The 15543-nt window shown below is 56.9% G+C and carries 12 protein-coding genes; 8 read left to right on the top strand and 4 right to left on the bottom strand.

What is annotated here, in order from left to right; genetic code table 11:
• Nucleotides 1–293 precede the first annotated feature (293 nt).
• From HMPREF2527_RS05995 to HMPREF2527_RS05985, 3 genes are all read left to right on the top strand, one after another.
• A complete protein-coding gene (locus HMPREF2527_RS05995) occupies nt 294–1394 on the top strand; it encodes an LLM class flavin-dependent oxidoreductase (RefSeq protein WP_070507095.1) in 1101 nt (366 codons plus the stop codon).
• Nucleotides 1395–1589: 195 nt separating this feature from the next.
• The gene (locus HMPREF2527_RS05990) at nt 1590–1949 is read left to right on the top strand and encodes a Cd(II)/Pb(II)-sensing metalloregulatory transcriptional regulator CmtR (RefSeq protein WP_070507093.1); all 360 of its coding nucleotides are present in this window, start codon (nt 1590–1592) and stop codon (nt 1947–1949) included.
• Nucleotides 1946–2590, top strand: coding sequence for a cation diffusion facilitator family transporter (locus HMPREF2527_RS05985; protein ID WP_049331681.1), 645 nt, complete (start codon nt 1946–1948; stop codon nt 2588–2590). The genes HMPREF2527_RS05990 and HMPREF2527_RS05985 overlap by 4 nt, the downstream gene beginning before the upstream one ends.
• Before the next feature lie 401 nt (nt 2591–2991).
• On the opposite strand, the gene HMPREF2527_RS05980 is transcribed toward HMPREF2527_RS05985, so the two are convergent.
• Nucleotides 2992–3540, bottom strand: coding sequence for a pyrimidine dimer DNA glycosylase/endonuclease V (locus tag HMPREF2527_RS05980; RefSeq protein ID WP_070507091.1), 549 nt, complete (start codon nt 3538–3540; stop codon nt 2992–2994).
• A 2-nt stretch (nt 3541–3542) separates the two neighbouring features.
• The gene (locus HMPREF2527_RS05975; protein ID WP_246824782.1) at nt 3543–5294 is read right to left on the bottom strand and encodes a DUF7059 domain-containing protein; all 1752 of its coding nucleotides are present in this window, start codon (nt 5292–5294) and stop codon (nt 3543–3545) included.
• 144 nt (nt 5295–5438) lie between these two features.
• On the opposite strand from HMPREF2527_RS05975, the gene HMPREF2527_RS05970 reads away from it, so the two are divergent.
• The 5 genes from HMPREF2527_RS05970 (at nt 5439) to HMPREF2527_RS05950 (ending at nt 13188) form a co-directional block, all read left to right on the top strand.
• A complete protein-coding gene (locus HMPREF2527_RS05970) occupies nt 5439–5897 on the top strand; it encodes a pyridoxamine 5'-phosphate oxidase family protein (protein WP_049347138.1) in 459 nt (152 codons plus the stop codon).
• 343 nt (nt 5898–6240) lie between these two features.
• The gene (topA, locus tag HMPREF2527_RS05965; protein ID WP_070507087.1) at nt 6241–9042 is read left to right on the top strand and encodes a type I DNA topoisomerase; all 2802 of its coding nucleotides are present in this window, start codon (nt 6241–6243) and stop codon (nt 9040–9042) included.
• A 288-nt stretch (nt 9043–9330) separates the two neighbouring features.
• Entirely contained in the window at nt 9331–10302 is a 972-nt protein-coding gene (locus HMPREF2527_RS05960) for a Ppx/GppA family phosphatase (RefSeq protein WP_070507085.1), read from the top strand.
• A gap of 111 nt (nt 10303–10413) precedes the next feature.
• The gene (locus HMPREF2527_RS05955; RefSeq protein ID WP_070507083.1) at nt 10414–12015 is read left to right on the top strand and encodes a hypothetical protein; all 1602 of its coding nucleotides are present in this window, start codon (nt 10414–10416) and stop codon (nt 12013–12015) included.
• A gap of 153 nt (nt 12016–12168) precedes the next feature.
• Entirely contained in the window at nt 12169–13188 is a 1020-nt protein-coding gene (locus tag HMPREF2527_RS05950) for a hypothetical protein (protein ID WP_070507080.1), read from the top strand.
• A gap of 432 nt (nt 13189–13620) precedes the next feature.
• Here the strand turns inward: HMPREF2527_RS05950 and HMPREF2527_RS09610 are convergent, their stop codons facing one another.
• Together HMPREF2527_RS09610 and HMPREF2527_RS05940 are read right to left on the bottom strand one after the other, a co-directional pair.
• Entirely contained in the window at nt 13621–14283 is a 663-nt protein-coding gene (locus HMPREF2527_RS09610) for a hypothetical protein (protein WP_083294465.1), read from the bottom strand.
• 541 nt (nt 14284–14824) lie between these two features.
• On the bottom strand, nt 14825–15543 hold a 719-nt coding region (locus HMPREF2527_RS05940; protein WP_371326306.1), incomplete at its 5' end, for a DUF6318 family protein.

Genomic DNA, 15543 nt, shown 5'->3' with positions numbered 1-15543 from the left:
GGCAGTTTGTTTCTGTCGTTTTAGTTGCAGTTTTAACTGTTGAATGGAAGGGCCCGGTGGTGCGATGTGTTCGTGCCGCCGGGCTTTTTTGTGCCCTTTTCGACTGTATTTTGCGCCAGCATTTTGTGGCGGTATGTGTGCGCCGGGTGGGTGAGGCGTGCGGCGAAAGGGGAGCGGTGCTCCTTTGCTGCATGCCCCAAAACAAATACTTGACATGTAAAGTATTTGGGTTTAGATTTAAACCACCAGCCCGGCACTACAGGAGCCCGAGCGCAACCCACAAAGGAAAAACCATGAGCACCCCCACCGCCTCCAACAGCCAGAGCACCCCGCAGCTCGACGAATCCATCCGCATCAGCCACCTCGAACCCATGCGCGGCGACGAGAAGAAGCTCGGCTTCCTCTCCTTCGGCCACTGGGCTGAGGTTCCCGGATCCCGCGTGCCCTCCGCAGCGGAATCACTGCACCAGGCAATCGACCTTGCCGTAGGTGCCGAAGACATCGGCCTGGACGGCGCGTTCTTCCGCGTGCACCACTTCGACCAGCAGCAGGCAACCCCCTACCCGCTACTCTCCGCAATTGCCGCCAAGACCGAACGCATCGAGCTCGGCACCGGCGTGATTGACATGCGCTACGAAAACCCGCTCTACATGGCAGAACTTGCCGCCATGGCAGATCTCATTGCGGCGGGCCGACTGCAGCTGGGCGTCTCCCGCGGCTCGCCCGAATCCGTTATCCGCGGCTTTGAGAGCTTCGGCTACTACCCGGCAGAAGGCGAAAACGAGAGCGACATGGCGCGCCGTCACCTCGACATTTTCCTCAAGGCAATCGAGGGTGAGGGTATGGCACCCAGCGCTCGCGTCCCCGGCAAGTACGCCCCCGTCCAGCCGCAGTCGCCGGGTCTGCGCGAGCGCATCTGGTGGGGCGCGGGCACCGATAGCACCGCCGTGTGGACCGCGCAGAAGGGTCTGAATCTCATGTCTTCAACCCTGATGCTGGAAGATAGGGGCATTCCCTTCGATCAGCAGCAGGCGCAGCAGATTCGCCTCTTCCGCTCCGAGTGGGTGAAGGCGGGTCACGCCGGTGTTCCGCGTGTTTCGGTCTCCCGCTCGGTGCTGCCCATTATCGACGCAACCTCGGCACGCTACTTCGGTCACCGCGCCGCGGAGGACTCGCAGGACTACACCGGCATTATTGACAACAGCTTCTCTCGTTTTGGCCGCAGCTACATTGGTGATCCGGCAGATATCGCCGAAGAGCTCGCACGTGACGAGGCGGTTCAGGCGGCGGACACCGTGTTGCTGACTGTCCCGAACCAGCTGGGTGTGGACTTCAACCTGAAGATGCTTGACGCAATCGTCAAGGAAATCAAGCCCGCGCTGACCACCAAGTAAAGCCCCTGAGGTGAAGACTCCGCAGAACCTTCTGCGCTAGCAGGGTTTCGCGCCAGCGTGCCGCCGTCGCTTCCGTGATGGGCGGTGGTCGCTGATGAGTGCGAACTCTGCCGCCTCCCGAGGGCAAGGGCGCGGAGCACGTGCGGCAGCCCGCACAAGTGGACAATTAGTCAGTTATCACTGTATAGTCATCGTATGCTGACTATTGCTTCACGCCTCGACGTCATGAACCGGCTCGGCCGCGCCATGGCCGACCCGACACGTTCCCGGATTCTGATGACCCTCCTCGGCGGCCCGAGCTATCCAGCCGTGCTCTCGCGCGAGCTGGAGCTGACCCGCTCGAACGTGTCCAACCACCTGACCTGCCTGCGCGATTGCGGAATCGTCGTCGCCGAGCCCGAGGGCCGCCAGACGCGCTACGAGATCGCCGACCCGCACCTCGCCGCGGCACTGACGTCCCTGATCGACGTCACGCTCGCGGTGGACGAGACCGCGCCGTGCATCGACCCGGCATGCTCGGTGTCGGGCTGCTGTGGAATGGCGGCGGGAGCATGAGCGAGACCCTGACCACCGCACGCCGCGCGATGCTGCACCGGCGCGTCCGCTTCATCGTCGGCTTCACGATCACGTACAACGTAATCGAGGCAATCGTCGCAGTCTGGGCAGGCGTCCTCGCCTCGTCCGCGGCGCTCATTGGCTTCGGGCTCGACTCGGTTGTCGAGGTACTCTCGGCCGCGGCCGTCACCTGGCAGTTCACCCGCAAGGACCCTGAGCGGTGGGAAACGGTCACCGTCAAGGCCATCGGCATCGCGTTCTTCGCGCTGGCGGCCTACGTCTCGATCGACGCGGTGCTGGCCCTGGTCGGCCAGGAGGGCCCCGACCGCAGCCCGCTGGGTCTCGGTATCACCGCGCTGAGCCTGGTCGTCATGCCTCTGCTGGCGTGGATTGAGGTCCGCACCGGGCGGGAGCTGGGCTCCAAGAGCGTGATGGCCGACGCCAAGCAGCTCATCCTGTGCATCTACCTCTCCGGTGCAGTGTTCATCGGCCTCGTCCTCGACAGCCTGTTCGGTTGGTGGTGGGCTGACTCGGTCGCGGCGCTGGTCGTGGCGGTGCTCGCGGTGCGCGAAGGCCTGGAGGCCTGGCGCGGCGACGTCGAGTCGCCGTTCGAAGTGCTAGAGGACCTCGAAGACGACTGACCCGTCACCCGACGATGAAGAGCCAGTGCTGCAACCCAGACATGCGCTACGAAACCCGCTCTACATGGCTGAACTTGCCGCCATGGCCGATCTCATTGCGGCGGGTCGACTGTAGCTGGGCGTGGACTTCAACCTGAAGATGCTTGAGACAATCGTGAAGGAGATTAAGCCCGCGCTGACCACCAAGTAAAGGCCCTGAGGTGAAGGTCCTTGGGTAAAGGTCCTTGGGTAAAGACCCCGTGCCAAGCTGTTTCCAGCGCTCTGTAATGCGCTGAGATGTTTGTCCCCATACAGCTTGAGCCACACATACAGCGATGCCCCGGCAGGCACCCGCAAAGGTTCCGCCGGGGCATTACTATGCTCACGTTCTTAGAAATCCTTCTATCTAGAAGTCCCTCTGTCTAGAAATCTTTCGTCTTTTCCCAAGGCTCAATAGCGCCCGGAACCACCTCAAAGAGCGGATGCGCACACGCCGCCAGCTCGCCGCGCGCCGCCAGGCGCTCGCTCAACCGGTGCTCCCACTCGGGGTCACGCCCAGCCACCTTGTGCCGCAGAAAGGCGAGCTCGTACTCCAACTGACCCAAAGGCACGGGAATACGCGCGACCGAAGCGTACGGGTCTTCCGCCTTGTCAGCGCAGTTTTTATCGGTACCGTTTTTGCCTACGCTATTTTCGTTTGTGCTATCTTTGCCCGCATCATCTTTGCCCGCACCAATCAGTGCACGGTTGAACGAGTAGCCGCGGGCATCCGCCTCATCCGCCAGCCCGGACAGGTAGGCGGCAACCGCCTCCAGCGGCTGCGGATGCGCGCGAAAACGAATCAGCTGCGGATGGTTCGTGTACCCGCGAGTCAGACCCCGCAGAACCTTCTGCGCCAGCAGGGTTTCACGCCAGCAGGCGACCAGGGCGCGGCGGTCAAGCAGGGAGGGGTGCAGGGACCAAATGCGCACGCTTAGCCCTGCGCTTCGGCAGTGCTCTCGCCAGCCGATGCTGCGCCCGCGTGCTCGTCGCTAAAGTGCAGGAAGCTCTTGAGTACCAGCTCGCGCACCGCGTGCAGCAGGGTGTCGCGCGGATGCTGCTCCTGCGTACCGCGCACCGCGGCGGCAGCCTCATCGTATTCGGGCCAGGACAGCAGCATGGTAAGAGCCGCCACGATCTGACCCACGGCAAGCTCACCATCGCTCGCCGACGCAAAACCCGCCGTCTCGGTGGAGAGTAGCTGGGTGCGGCACAGACCCGAACCGGCACGCAACAAAATGACGCTGGGGTGCTCGGCGCCAGGGCGGCCGTGGCGTTCCTCGGTGACGTCCTCGGCGACCTCCAGGTGTGCGGTAAGGAGCGCCTCATCGTCCATGGCGGCGAGGCGGTCGTAGCGGCGCACGGACTCGGTGAGGGCGCGGGCGATGGGCTGCTGAATCGGGTAGGTGATCTCCTCGAAACGCTGCAGGGGCTCGGTCACGCCTGCCGCGGTAGCCTCGGTCGGGCGGCGCAGCCAAATCATGCCGAAACCAATAGAATGAACGTTCCGGGAAGCGAAGTCGTTCAGGTACGCCACGTAGGTCTGCTCGTAGTGGCTGCGGTCGCGGTTCTCGCTCGCATCCTTCAACCAGGTCTCCGCGTAGGAGGCGGGGGTCAGCGCCTCACGCTGAATAAACCACGCCTCCGCGCCGCCGTCGGCAACCCAGGCACGCGGGCGCTCATCCCACGGGCGCGGTGCATCCGGGTCCGCCGAATCGCGAATAATTTCCCAGTTGCCCAGCATCTGCGCGCGGCCACCGGGCACCAGCACCGACGGCAGCTGACGCACCATCGTGCTCACAATTTCGTCACCGGGCAGGCCGCCGTCGCGGTAGGTGAACTGCTCCTCGGCGCTCTCACCGGCAACACGCGGGGTAATCACGAACGGCGGGTTCGACACCACCAGGTCGAAAAGCTCACCGGCGACCGGCTCCAGCAGGGAACCCTCACGCAGGCTCACGCGCGCCTGTGGGTTCTGCGGATTAATGTTGAGCGCCTGCGCGTTCAGCAGCAGGTTAAAACGGGTGAACGCCAGGGCACGCTCCGAAATGTCGGTGGCGGTCACGTGCTCAGCGTGGGCGAGCAGGTGGAAGGTCTGAATACCGCAGCCGGTGCCTACATCCAGGGCACGCTTGACGGGGGTGCGCTCGGTAATCTGCGCCAGAGTCAGGGAGGCGTGACCAATGCCGAGCACGTGATCCTTACGGAGCACTCCGGGGCGCTGATGCGCACCCAGGTCGGCGGCAACAAAGATTTCGGTGCCGTCATCGGCGGCGTGAGGGCGCAAATCAACGCTCGCGGACCAGTGGGCAGAATCCGCAGCGTCGCGCTCAATCAGCGCGGCATTCTCAAAATCAACCAGGGTATCGCCGAAAACCTCGGCTGCCTCAGCCTCGGTGAGCGGGCGGGCCAGCAGGAAAAACGCCAGCAGACGCGCCAGGTTCTTCTCACCCGCGCTGTAACCGCCGCGCAGAATATGCTCCACACGCCACAGGCCCGGAACCACCTGGTCACGAGCCAGCGCCTCAGCCGCCTCAACACCCAGCAGCTCCTGCACAGCGTCATAGCTGTAGTTCAACGCCAGCAGGCGTTCACGGATGCGGGTCAGGCGGGCGTAATCATCGCTACGGGGAGCATCCACAACAGCGGCATACTCGGGAGCGAAAGCGGCGGCAGAAATAGTCATGCACACCATTCTACGCACCCGCCGCATCTGCCCGGGCGCGCCCACCGCGTATAGGCGGCAGCGCAATGACACGGCCCCGACCCACCCACTGACCAAAACTGTCATCTACGCAAGAGCGCCCACCCCATCGCATACACTGAAACCATGAGTAACCTGTACCCCGATGAAAGTATCAGCGTCGACAAGTGCTGGGAGCGTCTGCACGCAAACACTCTCGGCCGCCTCATCCTCACTGACGGACAGCACGTCGATGTGCTGCCCGTGCTCTACGCCGTCGCCAGCCAAGACGACAAGCAGGAAATCTACATCCGCACCACCCGCGGCAACAAGTTCTCCTCCGTGGTGGTCAGCCGCCGCGTCGCCTTCGAAATCGACGAAACCCTCGAAGACGGCATCCGCTCCGTCATCGTGGTCGGTATCGCCCACTGGCTGCCGCCGGAAATGACCCCGCAGATTGTGCGCACTTTCGACCTGCCCGACTCCGAAACCCACGAAATGCAGTGGGTGCGCATTGTGCCGCAGACCGTGTACGGCCGCGAATACCCGCTGCTGCCCGCATACCTGGACGGCACCCACCCCGACTCTGACACCCTCACCAGCTAGAAACGCAGGTGAGCGGGTGCGCGGTGCGCCCCAGCACCCGTCCCCATGTACCTCGTGCACACACCACCGCTCCGGTACCGTATGATGTACCGAGTACCCTGCGCACTCGTGCAAGCTCAACACGCCCGGTCCACATCAACCAGAACCGGGCCAGCTCGCCCGGTGCCGGGCCACCGCGCGCTCGCCGCATGAAACGCACCGAGCGCACCACATCAACCCAACATAAACTACACCCCCACCGATCACCTCACCCGCGTACAACCACCCCCCGCCGGCGCCCACAAGCGCCAGCGTAGGTTATGGTTGAATACGTAGCTTTTCAACACACAGATAGAGGAGTGCCGTGCCCGCTCAGGCAAAGACCGGAAAAGCCCTGCTGATTGTGGAGTCTCCCTCCAAGGTCAAAACCATTAGCAGCTACCTCGGCGAGGACTACCTCGTCGACTCGTCCATGGGCCATATCCGCGACCTTCCGCAGCCCTCCGAACTGCCCGAAAACCTCAAAAAGAGCCCCGTCGGCAAGTTCGCTGTCAACGTTGAAGAGAACTTCGAACCCTACTACGTGGTCAACCCCGACAAGAAGAAAAAGGTCGCCGAACTCAAGCGCAAGCTCAAAGAAGTAGACGCGCTCTACCTGGCAACCGATGGTGACCGCGAGGGTGAGGCCATCGCGTGGCACCTGAAGGAAGTCCTCAAGCCCAAGGTGCCCGTCTACCGCATGACCTTCCCCGAAATCACCCGGGAAGCCATTCAGCGTGCCTTCGGCGAACTGCGCGACATCGACCTGCACCTGGTCGATGCGCAGGAGACCCGCCGCATCCTCGACCGTATCTACGGTTACGAAATTTCCCCCGTGCTCTGGCGCAAGGTCGGCCGTGGCCTCTCCGCAGGCCGCGTGCAGTCCGTCGCGACCCGCCTCGTGGTCGAGCGCGAACGCGAACGCATGGCCTTCGTCGCCGCCAACTACTGGGACCTGACCGGCCGCTTCCTGAACGCGACCTCCGAGGGCTTCGACGCCAAGCTCGTCGCCGTGGACGGCAACCGCATCGCCACCGGCAAGGACTTCGCTGACGACGGCACCCTCAGCTCCTCCAAGGTCACCCACCTGAACGAGGAGACGGCCCGCGCGCTCGCCGCCGCCCTGCAGTCAGCGGCGTTCTCGGTGCGTTCGGTCGAGACCAAGCCGTATAAGCGCCGCCCGGCAGCGCCGTTCACGACCTCCACCCTGCAGCAGGAAGCCGCGCGTAAGCTGCGCTTCTCCTCCCGCGTGACCATGCAGGTTGCGCAGCGCCTGTACGAGAACGGTTACATCACCTACATGCGTACCGACTCGGTTGCGCTGAGCGATCAGGCCGTCAAGGCCGCACGCCGCCAGGCCTCCGAGCTGTACGGCGCCGAGTTTGTGCCCTCCGCACCGCGCGTGTACACCTCCAAGAGCAAGAACGCGCAGGAAGCCCACGAGGCAATCCGTCCCGCGGGTGACACCTTCCGCACCCCGGACGCCGTGCGCGGCTCTCTGTCCAACGACGAGTTCCGCCTCTACGAGCTGATCTGGAAGCGTACCGTCGCCTCCCAGATGGCCGACGCGACCGGTTCCACCGCTTCCGTGCGCCTGGGCGCCGTGGCGTCTAACGGCCAGGACGCCGAGTTCGCTGCATCCGGTACCGTCATCACCTTCCGCGGCTTCCTCGCCGCCTACGAGGAGGGCGTTGACGCATCCCGCGTGGCTGAACGTGAGGCGAAGGCTGCCGAGAAGCGCCTGCCGAACCTGACCGCCGGCGAGGCTCTGACCGCAGAGGCGATTGAGCCCGCCGGTCACGAGACCCTGCCGCCCCCGCGCTACACCGAGGCGTCCCTCGTGAAGACCCTGGACGAGCTGGGCATTGGCCGTCCGTCCACCTACGCGGCGGTTATTTCGACCATTATGGACCGCGGATACGTGAACGTTCGTTCTGGTTCACTGATCCCGTCCTGGATCGCGTTCTCCGTGGTGCGCCTGCTCGAATCCAGCTTCGGTCCCTACGTGAACTACGAGTTCACCGCGCAGATGGAAGAAGACCTCGACCGCATCGCACGCGGCGAAGAATCCCGCGTCGAATGGCTGGGCGAGTTCTACTTCGGCGGCGGCTCCAAGCGCGGCCTGAAGCCCATCGTCGACAACCTCGGCGAGATTGACGCCCGCAGCATCAACTCCATCCCGATCGCGGACGGCATTGTGCTACGCGTGGGCAAGTTCGGCCCCTACCTGGAAGCCGAAGGAACCCTCGACACCGAGACCGGCGAACTGACCGAACCGATCCGCGCGAACGTACCTGCCGACCTGGCACCGGACGAACTGACCGAAGCGAAGGCACGCGAACTGCTCGAACAGGGCAAGTCCGACGGCCGCGTACTCGGCGTGGACCCGGTCTCCGGCAACCAGATCGTGGCACGCGACGGCCGCTACGGCCCCTACGTCACCGAAGTCATCGAAGAGATGACCGAGGAACAGATTCAGGCGTACCTGGACGCGCAGCCGACTGAATACTACAAGAACGGCAAGCCCAAGCCGAAGAAGAAGCCGAAGCCCGCCAAGCCGCGCACCGCGTCCCTGTTCAAGTCCATGGACCTGGCAACCGTGACCCTCGAGCAGGCACTACAGCTGATGAGCCTGCCGCGCGTGCTCGGTACCGACGCTGAGGGCGTGGAGATTACCGTGCAGAACGGCCGCTTTGGCCCGTACCTGAAGAAGGGCACGGACTCCCGCTCGATTGGCAGCGAAGACGAAATCTTCACGATTACGCTGGAGCAGGCGCTGGAGATTTACTCCCAGCCGAAGCAGCGCGGTCGTGCGGCGGCTAAGCCTCCGCTGGCTGAGCTGGGCGTGGACCCGGTCAGCGAGAAGAAGATCGTGGTGAAGGACGGCCGCTTTGGCCCGTACATCACCGACGGCATTACGAACATTACGGTTCCGCGTGCGGAGTCGGTCGAGTCGCTGACCCACGAGCGTGCGGTGCAGCTGCTTGCTGACAAGCGTGCGAAGGGCCCGGTCAAGCGTAAGACCGCCGCGAAGAAGACCACTACGGCTAAGAAGACGACCGCAAAGTCTACTACCGCGAAGAAGACGACCACTCGTAAGACCGCGGCGAAGAAGACCGCCGAGTAGCTCTTCTACCTGAAGGCGCAGGATGCGTCCCGAACCCCTTAGCGGGGGTGGGGTGCCTCCTGCGCCTTTTGCATGCCCGGCGCGTTCGGAGGTTCGGCGCGTTTTTATACCCGCGCTATGTTTCTTAGGCTTGCGCCGTGTTTTTATGGCCTCGCTGTGCTGATGCTGGGCATCCGCCCGGATTGTTTGCGGAGTGAGCCGCGCCTCTGACAGACTGGAAGAGGCGCCGCACCTGCGGTACCGCACACAGACGATATCCCGCCGCGGGGCGGGGGAGGGGAGCGCATCGTGCGCCTGGGAGTTCTGGATGTCGGGTCGAATACGGTCCACCTGCTGCTGATTGACGGCAGCCCTGGAGCGCGCCCCGAACCGTACGCGTCGCACAAGATTCCGCTGCAGCTCGTGCAGTACCTCGACGCTGAGGGCAATATTTCGCAGGAGGGCGCGGACGCGCTGACCCGCTTCGTGACTAGCGCCCGCGACTTCGCGATCGAGAATGAGGCGGAGGACCTGCTGGCGTTCTCCACGAGCGCTATCCGTGAGGCGGGTAACGGCTCGGCGGTGCTGCATCAGGTGCGTGAGCAGACCGGCGTGAGCCTGAACGGTATTTCGGGTGATCAGGAGGCGGCGATTACGTACTTTGCGGTGCGCCGCTGGCAGGGCTGGGGTGCGGGCCGCATCCTTGATTTTGATATTGGTGGCGGCTCGTTTGAGTTCTCGACGGGCACGAATGCGTTGCCGGATGCGGCGATGAGCGTGCCGTTGGGTGCGGGCCGTTTGACGCGTGAGTTTTTCGATGAGCAGCCGCCGAGCCCGAAGCAGGTGAAGCGTCTGCGTAAGTATGTGCGTGAGCAGATCGCCCCGGTCGCGGAGAACCTGTTGAAGTATGGTGCGCCGGATATGACGGTTGGTACGTCGAAGACGTTCCGTTCGTTGGCGCGTATTTGTGGTGCGGCGCCGTATTCGGCGGGCCCGCATGTGAAGCGTGAGATGCATTTGCAGGATTTGCTCCTGTGGACTCGTCGCATGGAGGCGATGACGGTGTCTGAGCGTGCTGACCTGCCGGGTGTTTCGAAGGCTCGTGCGGAGCAGATGCTGGCGGGCGCTATCGCTGCGGAGGCGGCGATGGAGGCGTTCGGGGTTGAGACGATGCGCGTGTGCCCGTGGGCGCTGCGTGAGGGCCTGATCTTGAAGCGTATTGAGCACCTGGCGGAGGGTACGGGTACTCCGGTCAACCCGAAGACCCTCCTGGGTGAGTAGAACATGATGATGACCCCCGCAGGTTGGTGCGTAATGTGAACCCGTCTGCGGGGTCAACGCTTTTCTTGTATATAACCCGCCGACAACGATGTAGGAAAGGAACAATCACCGATGAAAATCCAAGAAGTTATTGACGAGGTCAACGAAGCCTGGGGCGAAGAGCATGAAGAAAAACGGAGAAAAATATTTAGAAAATATATTATTAATGCCCCTTTTAATCTTTTTGGTATCGTAACTATAGCTTATTTCTTTGTAATATTTCCAGCAATTTTGGCATTTATTTCCAATCCTGAAAAAACAGGTAGTTCAATTAGTTTGATATTTCAGGTTGTATTTAATGTTCCGTATTATATCTTTGATATACGGATTGGAATTCTTGCTTCCTTGGCTAGTCTTCTTTTGAGTCTATATGTTAGTGTAGGTAAATTTGCAGATGGGGTAGAGGGCCCTTTGGGTGACGCTCGCCGTGCAGCCTATCGAAAATTTGCTAAATGTGTTAGTTACATTGTTTCTATGGTGTTTATTATAAATTTTTGGTATGCTGCTTTTGCGGGATACCTTCAGGGTACATCGTATGCTCCTGAGTTTTTTGGACCATGGCGTGTAGGTCCTGGGTGGGGTACTTATTTCGTTCCTGTTGAAATTGATCTTTCAAGGTATGGAGATATTCCTCAGTGGCTCATTGTATTTTTTGCTTGGTTTACACTATCTTCTGGATTGATGTTAACTTACAGTGAAAAGGATATTCTGATTGAAAATGTATCTAGACTGAAAAAATTTAATAATATATATAAAAAGATCAACAAATCTCATGTCGATGAGTATTTCGTGGTGGACTCTTTGCTTGCAGAGCCAAAGATTGAATCGAATGATTCTGATGCTACAGATAGACATATTGATTTAGGCTGTAAATATGGCGACCGTTTTGTATCTGAGATTAGCCATATTGGATTTAGTTTCAAAGTAAAAACAAATCTATACCTCAAGGGTCTTGGTGAACTGCTTAGAAGTCCTGGGCTGAGTTTCTTGTGTATCATTTGCTTATTATTCAGCCCGTTATCAGTTTTTCTTGTCACTGGGTCATTTGAATTTGCTAGCTCGGTTTTTGGTGTTATTCTGGGTATTTTTCTAGTTGAGTTGCTTATTAGGATTTTTGAAAGCGGGCATTTATATAAGGGACTGTATATTACGGAAACGTCAGATTTGAGTTGGCGGCATAGGATTTTTATTTGGGTCAGGTACTTTTGGGTTGACTTAGTTGGAAAGCTGCTATATAGAACTACGTATATTCTATTTATTTTTCTGATATTGGCCTATTTGTACAAGTTATATTTGGAATCTGCTGATAAATCAGTGAAGTCTAGCCTAGTAGCTCTCATGGTCATATTTATAATCTCAATATTTAGTGCTTACTTGGTAATGAAATTATGGCAGTATGATATAAAGTGCATTTTTGACAAAGAACTTAAATTGTACTCTGATAAGTTTATACCCTGCTATATTGAAGACTCTAAAGCTGGTAAACCTCTGGATTATTTAGCTATAGCTTATATTTATATGTCAGTGCGGAAAATTAGTGATTACTATGCAGTATATAAATCTGAATTGGGGGAAGATAGCTTATCTTCCGTTTGCAATAGGAAAAAACTTTATCGGTATTCGAGGGCATCTAATTCTAGGCCTTCAAAATCTCTCCGCCACATGTGGCCTTAAATATTTTTGGGTTTACAGATGGGCAGGAATTTATGTAGTAATGAAAATATTTTTTATGGGTAGGGCTTCGGTAAATTTAATAAGGAGGCTATGAGAAGTGTGAAATTTTCGCTAGGTAATTAATCGACAATACGAAGAAAGGAACAATCACTGATGATAAACCAACTACTGTTAGCGCAGGTGCTGGCTGAGGGATTCAGCTGGGATTATCTCTGGCATTGGACCCACGACCATGATCTTGGCAAAGTACTGATTTCCGCCGTCGCACCAATTGCAACGGCAGTTATCGCCGCTTTGAGTCTTATACTGACTGCTCGCAGGGAGACTAAGCAGATGGAACTCTCCAAACAAGGGATGCCACCTGAGTTAACTCGTTATAAGACCTGGCTCGAAGTGTCAGAGAAATATAAAGAGCTTGTCAAGTTTGGAAATGTAGATGCGCTTTCTGTAGCTTCTGAAGAATATAGGGAGATTGAAGCATCTCGAAAAGCTGCTCTTGAACGAGCTGTGTGGGAGCGAAAAGTTCTTAGTGTCTGTTCGGATACAAATGCCCAGAAAAAGATACTTAATCTTCCTGAGCGGTTTATTGTTGGCAAGTATCTGAGTCTCCCCGGATATTTCCCTAAATTTCAATCAGCGCGTAGTGTGGTAGTGGAGTTCATTCTACAGGGAATATTTTTCCTCCAGCTCTTGTCTAGTGTTTTTGCGCCTGTATATCGTGATGTGAATTCTATTTTTAATCTATCGACTATTATTGAAGTTATATTTGCTTTGTTTTTAATTGGTTTATTGGTCTATATCCCTAGCTCTCTTCGAAATTACGTTTGCTCTGAGAATCTTGCTGAGTATTCGTATCTTAAGGTTCTCCAGGGTTATATGTCCAAGAAGGAGCTTAAAAACCTTCTAGTGATGGTAAATACCTATGGTAGAAATGCTGGAAGAGTGAGAGTTTCAATATGGGACAGAGATTATAGTGAGTATGTATGCCTCCCTGCTCATTGGAATATTAAATATGTCTCATTGTTGTTAAAGTCTTTGATAGCTGCTTCTCCGTATTGGGTGTTGTGTTTATTTTCTAGAATTATTCATGGAGAATGGGGCTATTACGGGAAATATAAGCCAGAGATATTTGGGATTGACGAGAAAGAGGATTTGAAACAGGAGGCTATATAAGAAGTTTTAAAACTGTTTCTAGTATCGAAGAGAAAATAAGATTATCAAGATAGTTTCCTTATCGGGGGGTGCGGGAGTGTTTTTAAATCGTGTAGAATTTCGACCATAGGTTACCGTCTTCTGCCATGGTTTTTGACTACGACCAAAGACGCTAACCTATGGCATAAATCCGTAACTCATGACCGAATCCCCTCCGCACCAGGTGGTAGATAGGCGGGAGCCGGTTATGGTTTAGCCTTTTCGGTAATGGGTTAGTGACTTTGGGCTGGGGTTTTAACCATCACTAAAGACGCTAAGTCATTACCGAAATCACTAAGTCATCACCGAATTTCCACCTCCGCCGAGCAACCCAAACGAAACAGGCGGCCTCGAATGCTTATAAACATTCGGGGCCGCCTGCTGCGGTTATTTATGTGTTGGGTTAGAACTGGTTTACATGTCGGGCCAGTCGCGGTGCAACGAATACTCAGTATCCCCGTCACCGTTATCGTTCAGGTGCCAGCGCTGACCGGTACGGATGTCGGCCTTGCGCAGGCGCGGGTTCGGGTTGTCCTTCTTGCCCATGGTGGGATCATTCTTGCAGCCCCAGCGAGTATCATCTTCGGCGCAGGTGCCGCCGACACGACCCACGTCAACCCACCACACACGCACCAGCAGCGGGTCAACGGTATCCTTCGTCAACACGACATCCAGGGCCTGCCAATCGCCACCATCCACACGGAAACGACCAGAATAAGACACTGTTGCGTAGGCGTGGAAGTTACCCGAACGCTTATACACATAACTGGTTGCGGTCTTGCGTGACTCTTCACCGCGTGCCCTGCTAACCGGCTTACCCATCGTGTAGAAGCTGCCCTCATCGCCGTTGCCATACTGAATGGTCATCTGGGTGGGGTAGGACTCCATCTCCACATGACCGATCATGAGGTCGCCTTCCCAACGTGCGGTGGGTGCGTCAACGTAGAAGTTGACGGCCTGGTTCTTATAGACGTTGGGGTTGTCTTCGCTCAGACCGGTGCCAAGGTTGTAGGACTGCTTCAAAACAGGGGCCTGGATATTGGTGTTAGCGAATTGGTCCTCAATCTCTTGGAGCATTTCTTCGGGAGAAGGGCCCTTGGGCTGTTCGGGGTTATTTGAGGTCAGGGTTTTGGTGTCGTTGGGTATGCAGTAGCGGCCGCCAACATGGTTGGGGATTTTGTTGGCGTTATCTCCCTGAGGTAGAGACCCTATAACGTAATGGCCAGGACGTCGGTCTACTTTCGTGTAACATTCTGCATCTCCGGCTTTTCGAGCTTCGGGTACAGTTCCGTAGACTGTTTGATTAGTGCCATCACGCATTGGGATGTGGTTATCCTCCCAACTCTTGCGTGCTGCTTCGATGGAGGCGCCAGAAGATGATCCCTCACTTGGAATATCTGTTCCGTTAGATTGGTCGTGAGAAGGTGATTTTTTTGAATGAGTATCCTTTTTAGGTTGATTATCCCGCTGAACCTTTACACAATGTCCATTAGAATTTTTCTGCGTACATTCACTGGCCATAGAAGTAGAAAAACCAGAGATTGAATTTATAGCAAGGATAGATGCGGATAGGAGGATATAAATTTTTTTAGAAGTAGATTTTGATGGTGTCATAATGCTATCCTCCAAAATCAGATCCGGAAATTTTCCAGTATCCGTCAGAGTACGTATACAAGAAGTAGAAAGAATCATTGGTGGTATCTGTATTGGACTCCATTTCAAGATGGCCGTCAGGATTTACATACGTAACAGTCGACCATAGAATGCTGAACTTCATTCGATAATTCTTTTTCTGGTCATCGTAAATCAGAGAGCTTTCAGCCTGGTAAGACTCCAAACCTCCGATAATCCATCCTCCACGTTCGTAGAGCGATTCCGTATAGTTATATGAATTATATTCATCGGTATCTTTCATGACATATTTGAAAGCATACGAACAATCGCCAGTCTGAATTCCATAATTGTGTGCAACCAGCCAGTCCTGCATCATCTTCATTAGACCCTCTTCGGTCTCAGGGTACTGTGCAGGTTCATTACGGGGCTTGGGAACGTTCTGTGCAGGACCGTAGCCGTCTGCCTTACGGTACTCCCCATCGGGTGCCTTCGAGCCACCCGAGTAGCCGCGGGTAATGACCGGGTTCGGAGTAGTCGATGCAGAAGCGGCATCAGACGCCACCGCAGACGCCGAAGCAGTCTCGCTCGACACGGCAGTAGAAGAAGCTGCCGCCTCGTTATTTGCCTGCTGGCCACAGGCCGCAAGCAGGGCACCAAGGCCCACAAGTGCGCCGCCGCCCAGCAGGGTGCGGCGGTTGAAAATGGTCGAATCCATAGAAGATA

The sequence above is a fragment of the Rothia sp. HMSC071B01 genome, from assembly GCF_001808945.1.
Lineage (GTDB): Bacteria > Actinomycetota > Actinomycetes > Actinomycetales > Micrococcaceae > Rothia.
This window is presented reverse-complemented; position numbering and strand designations above follow the sequence as displayed.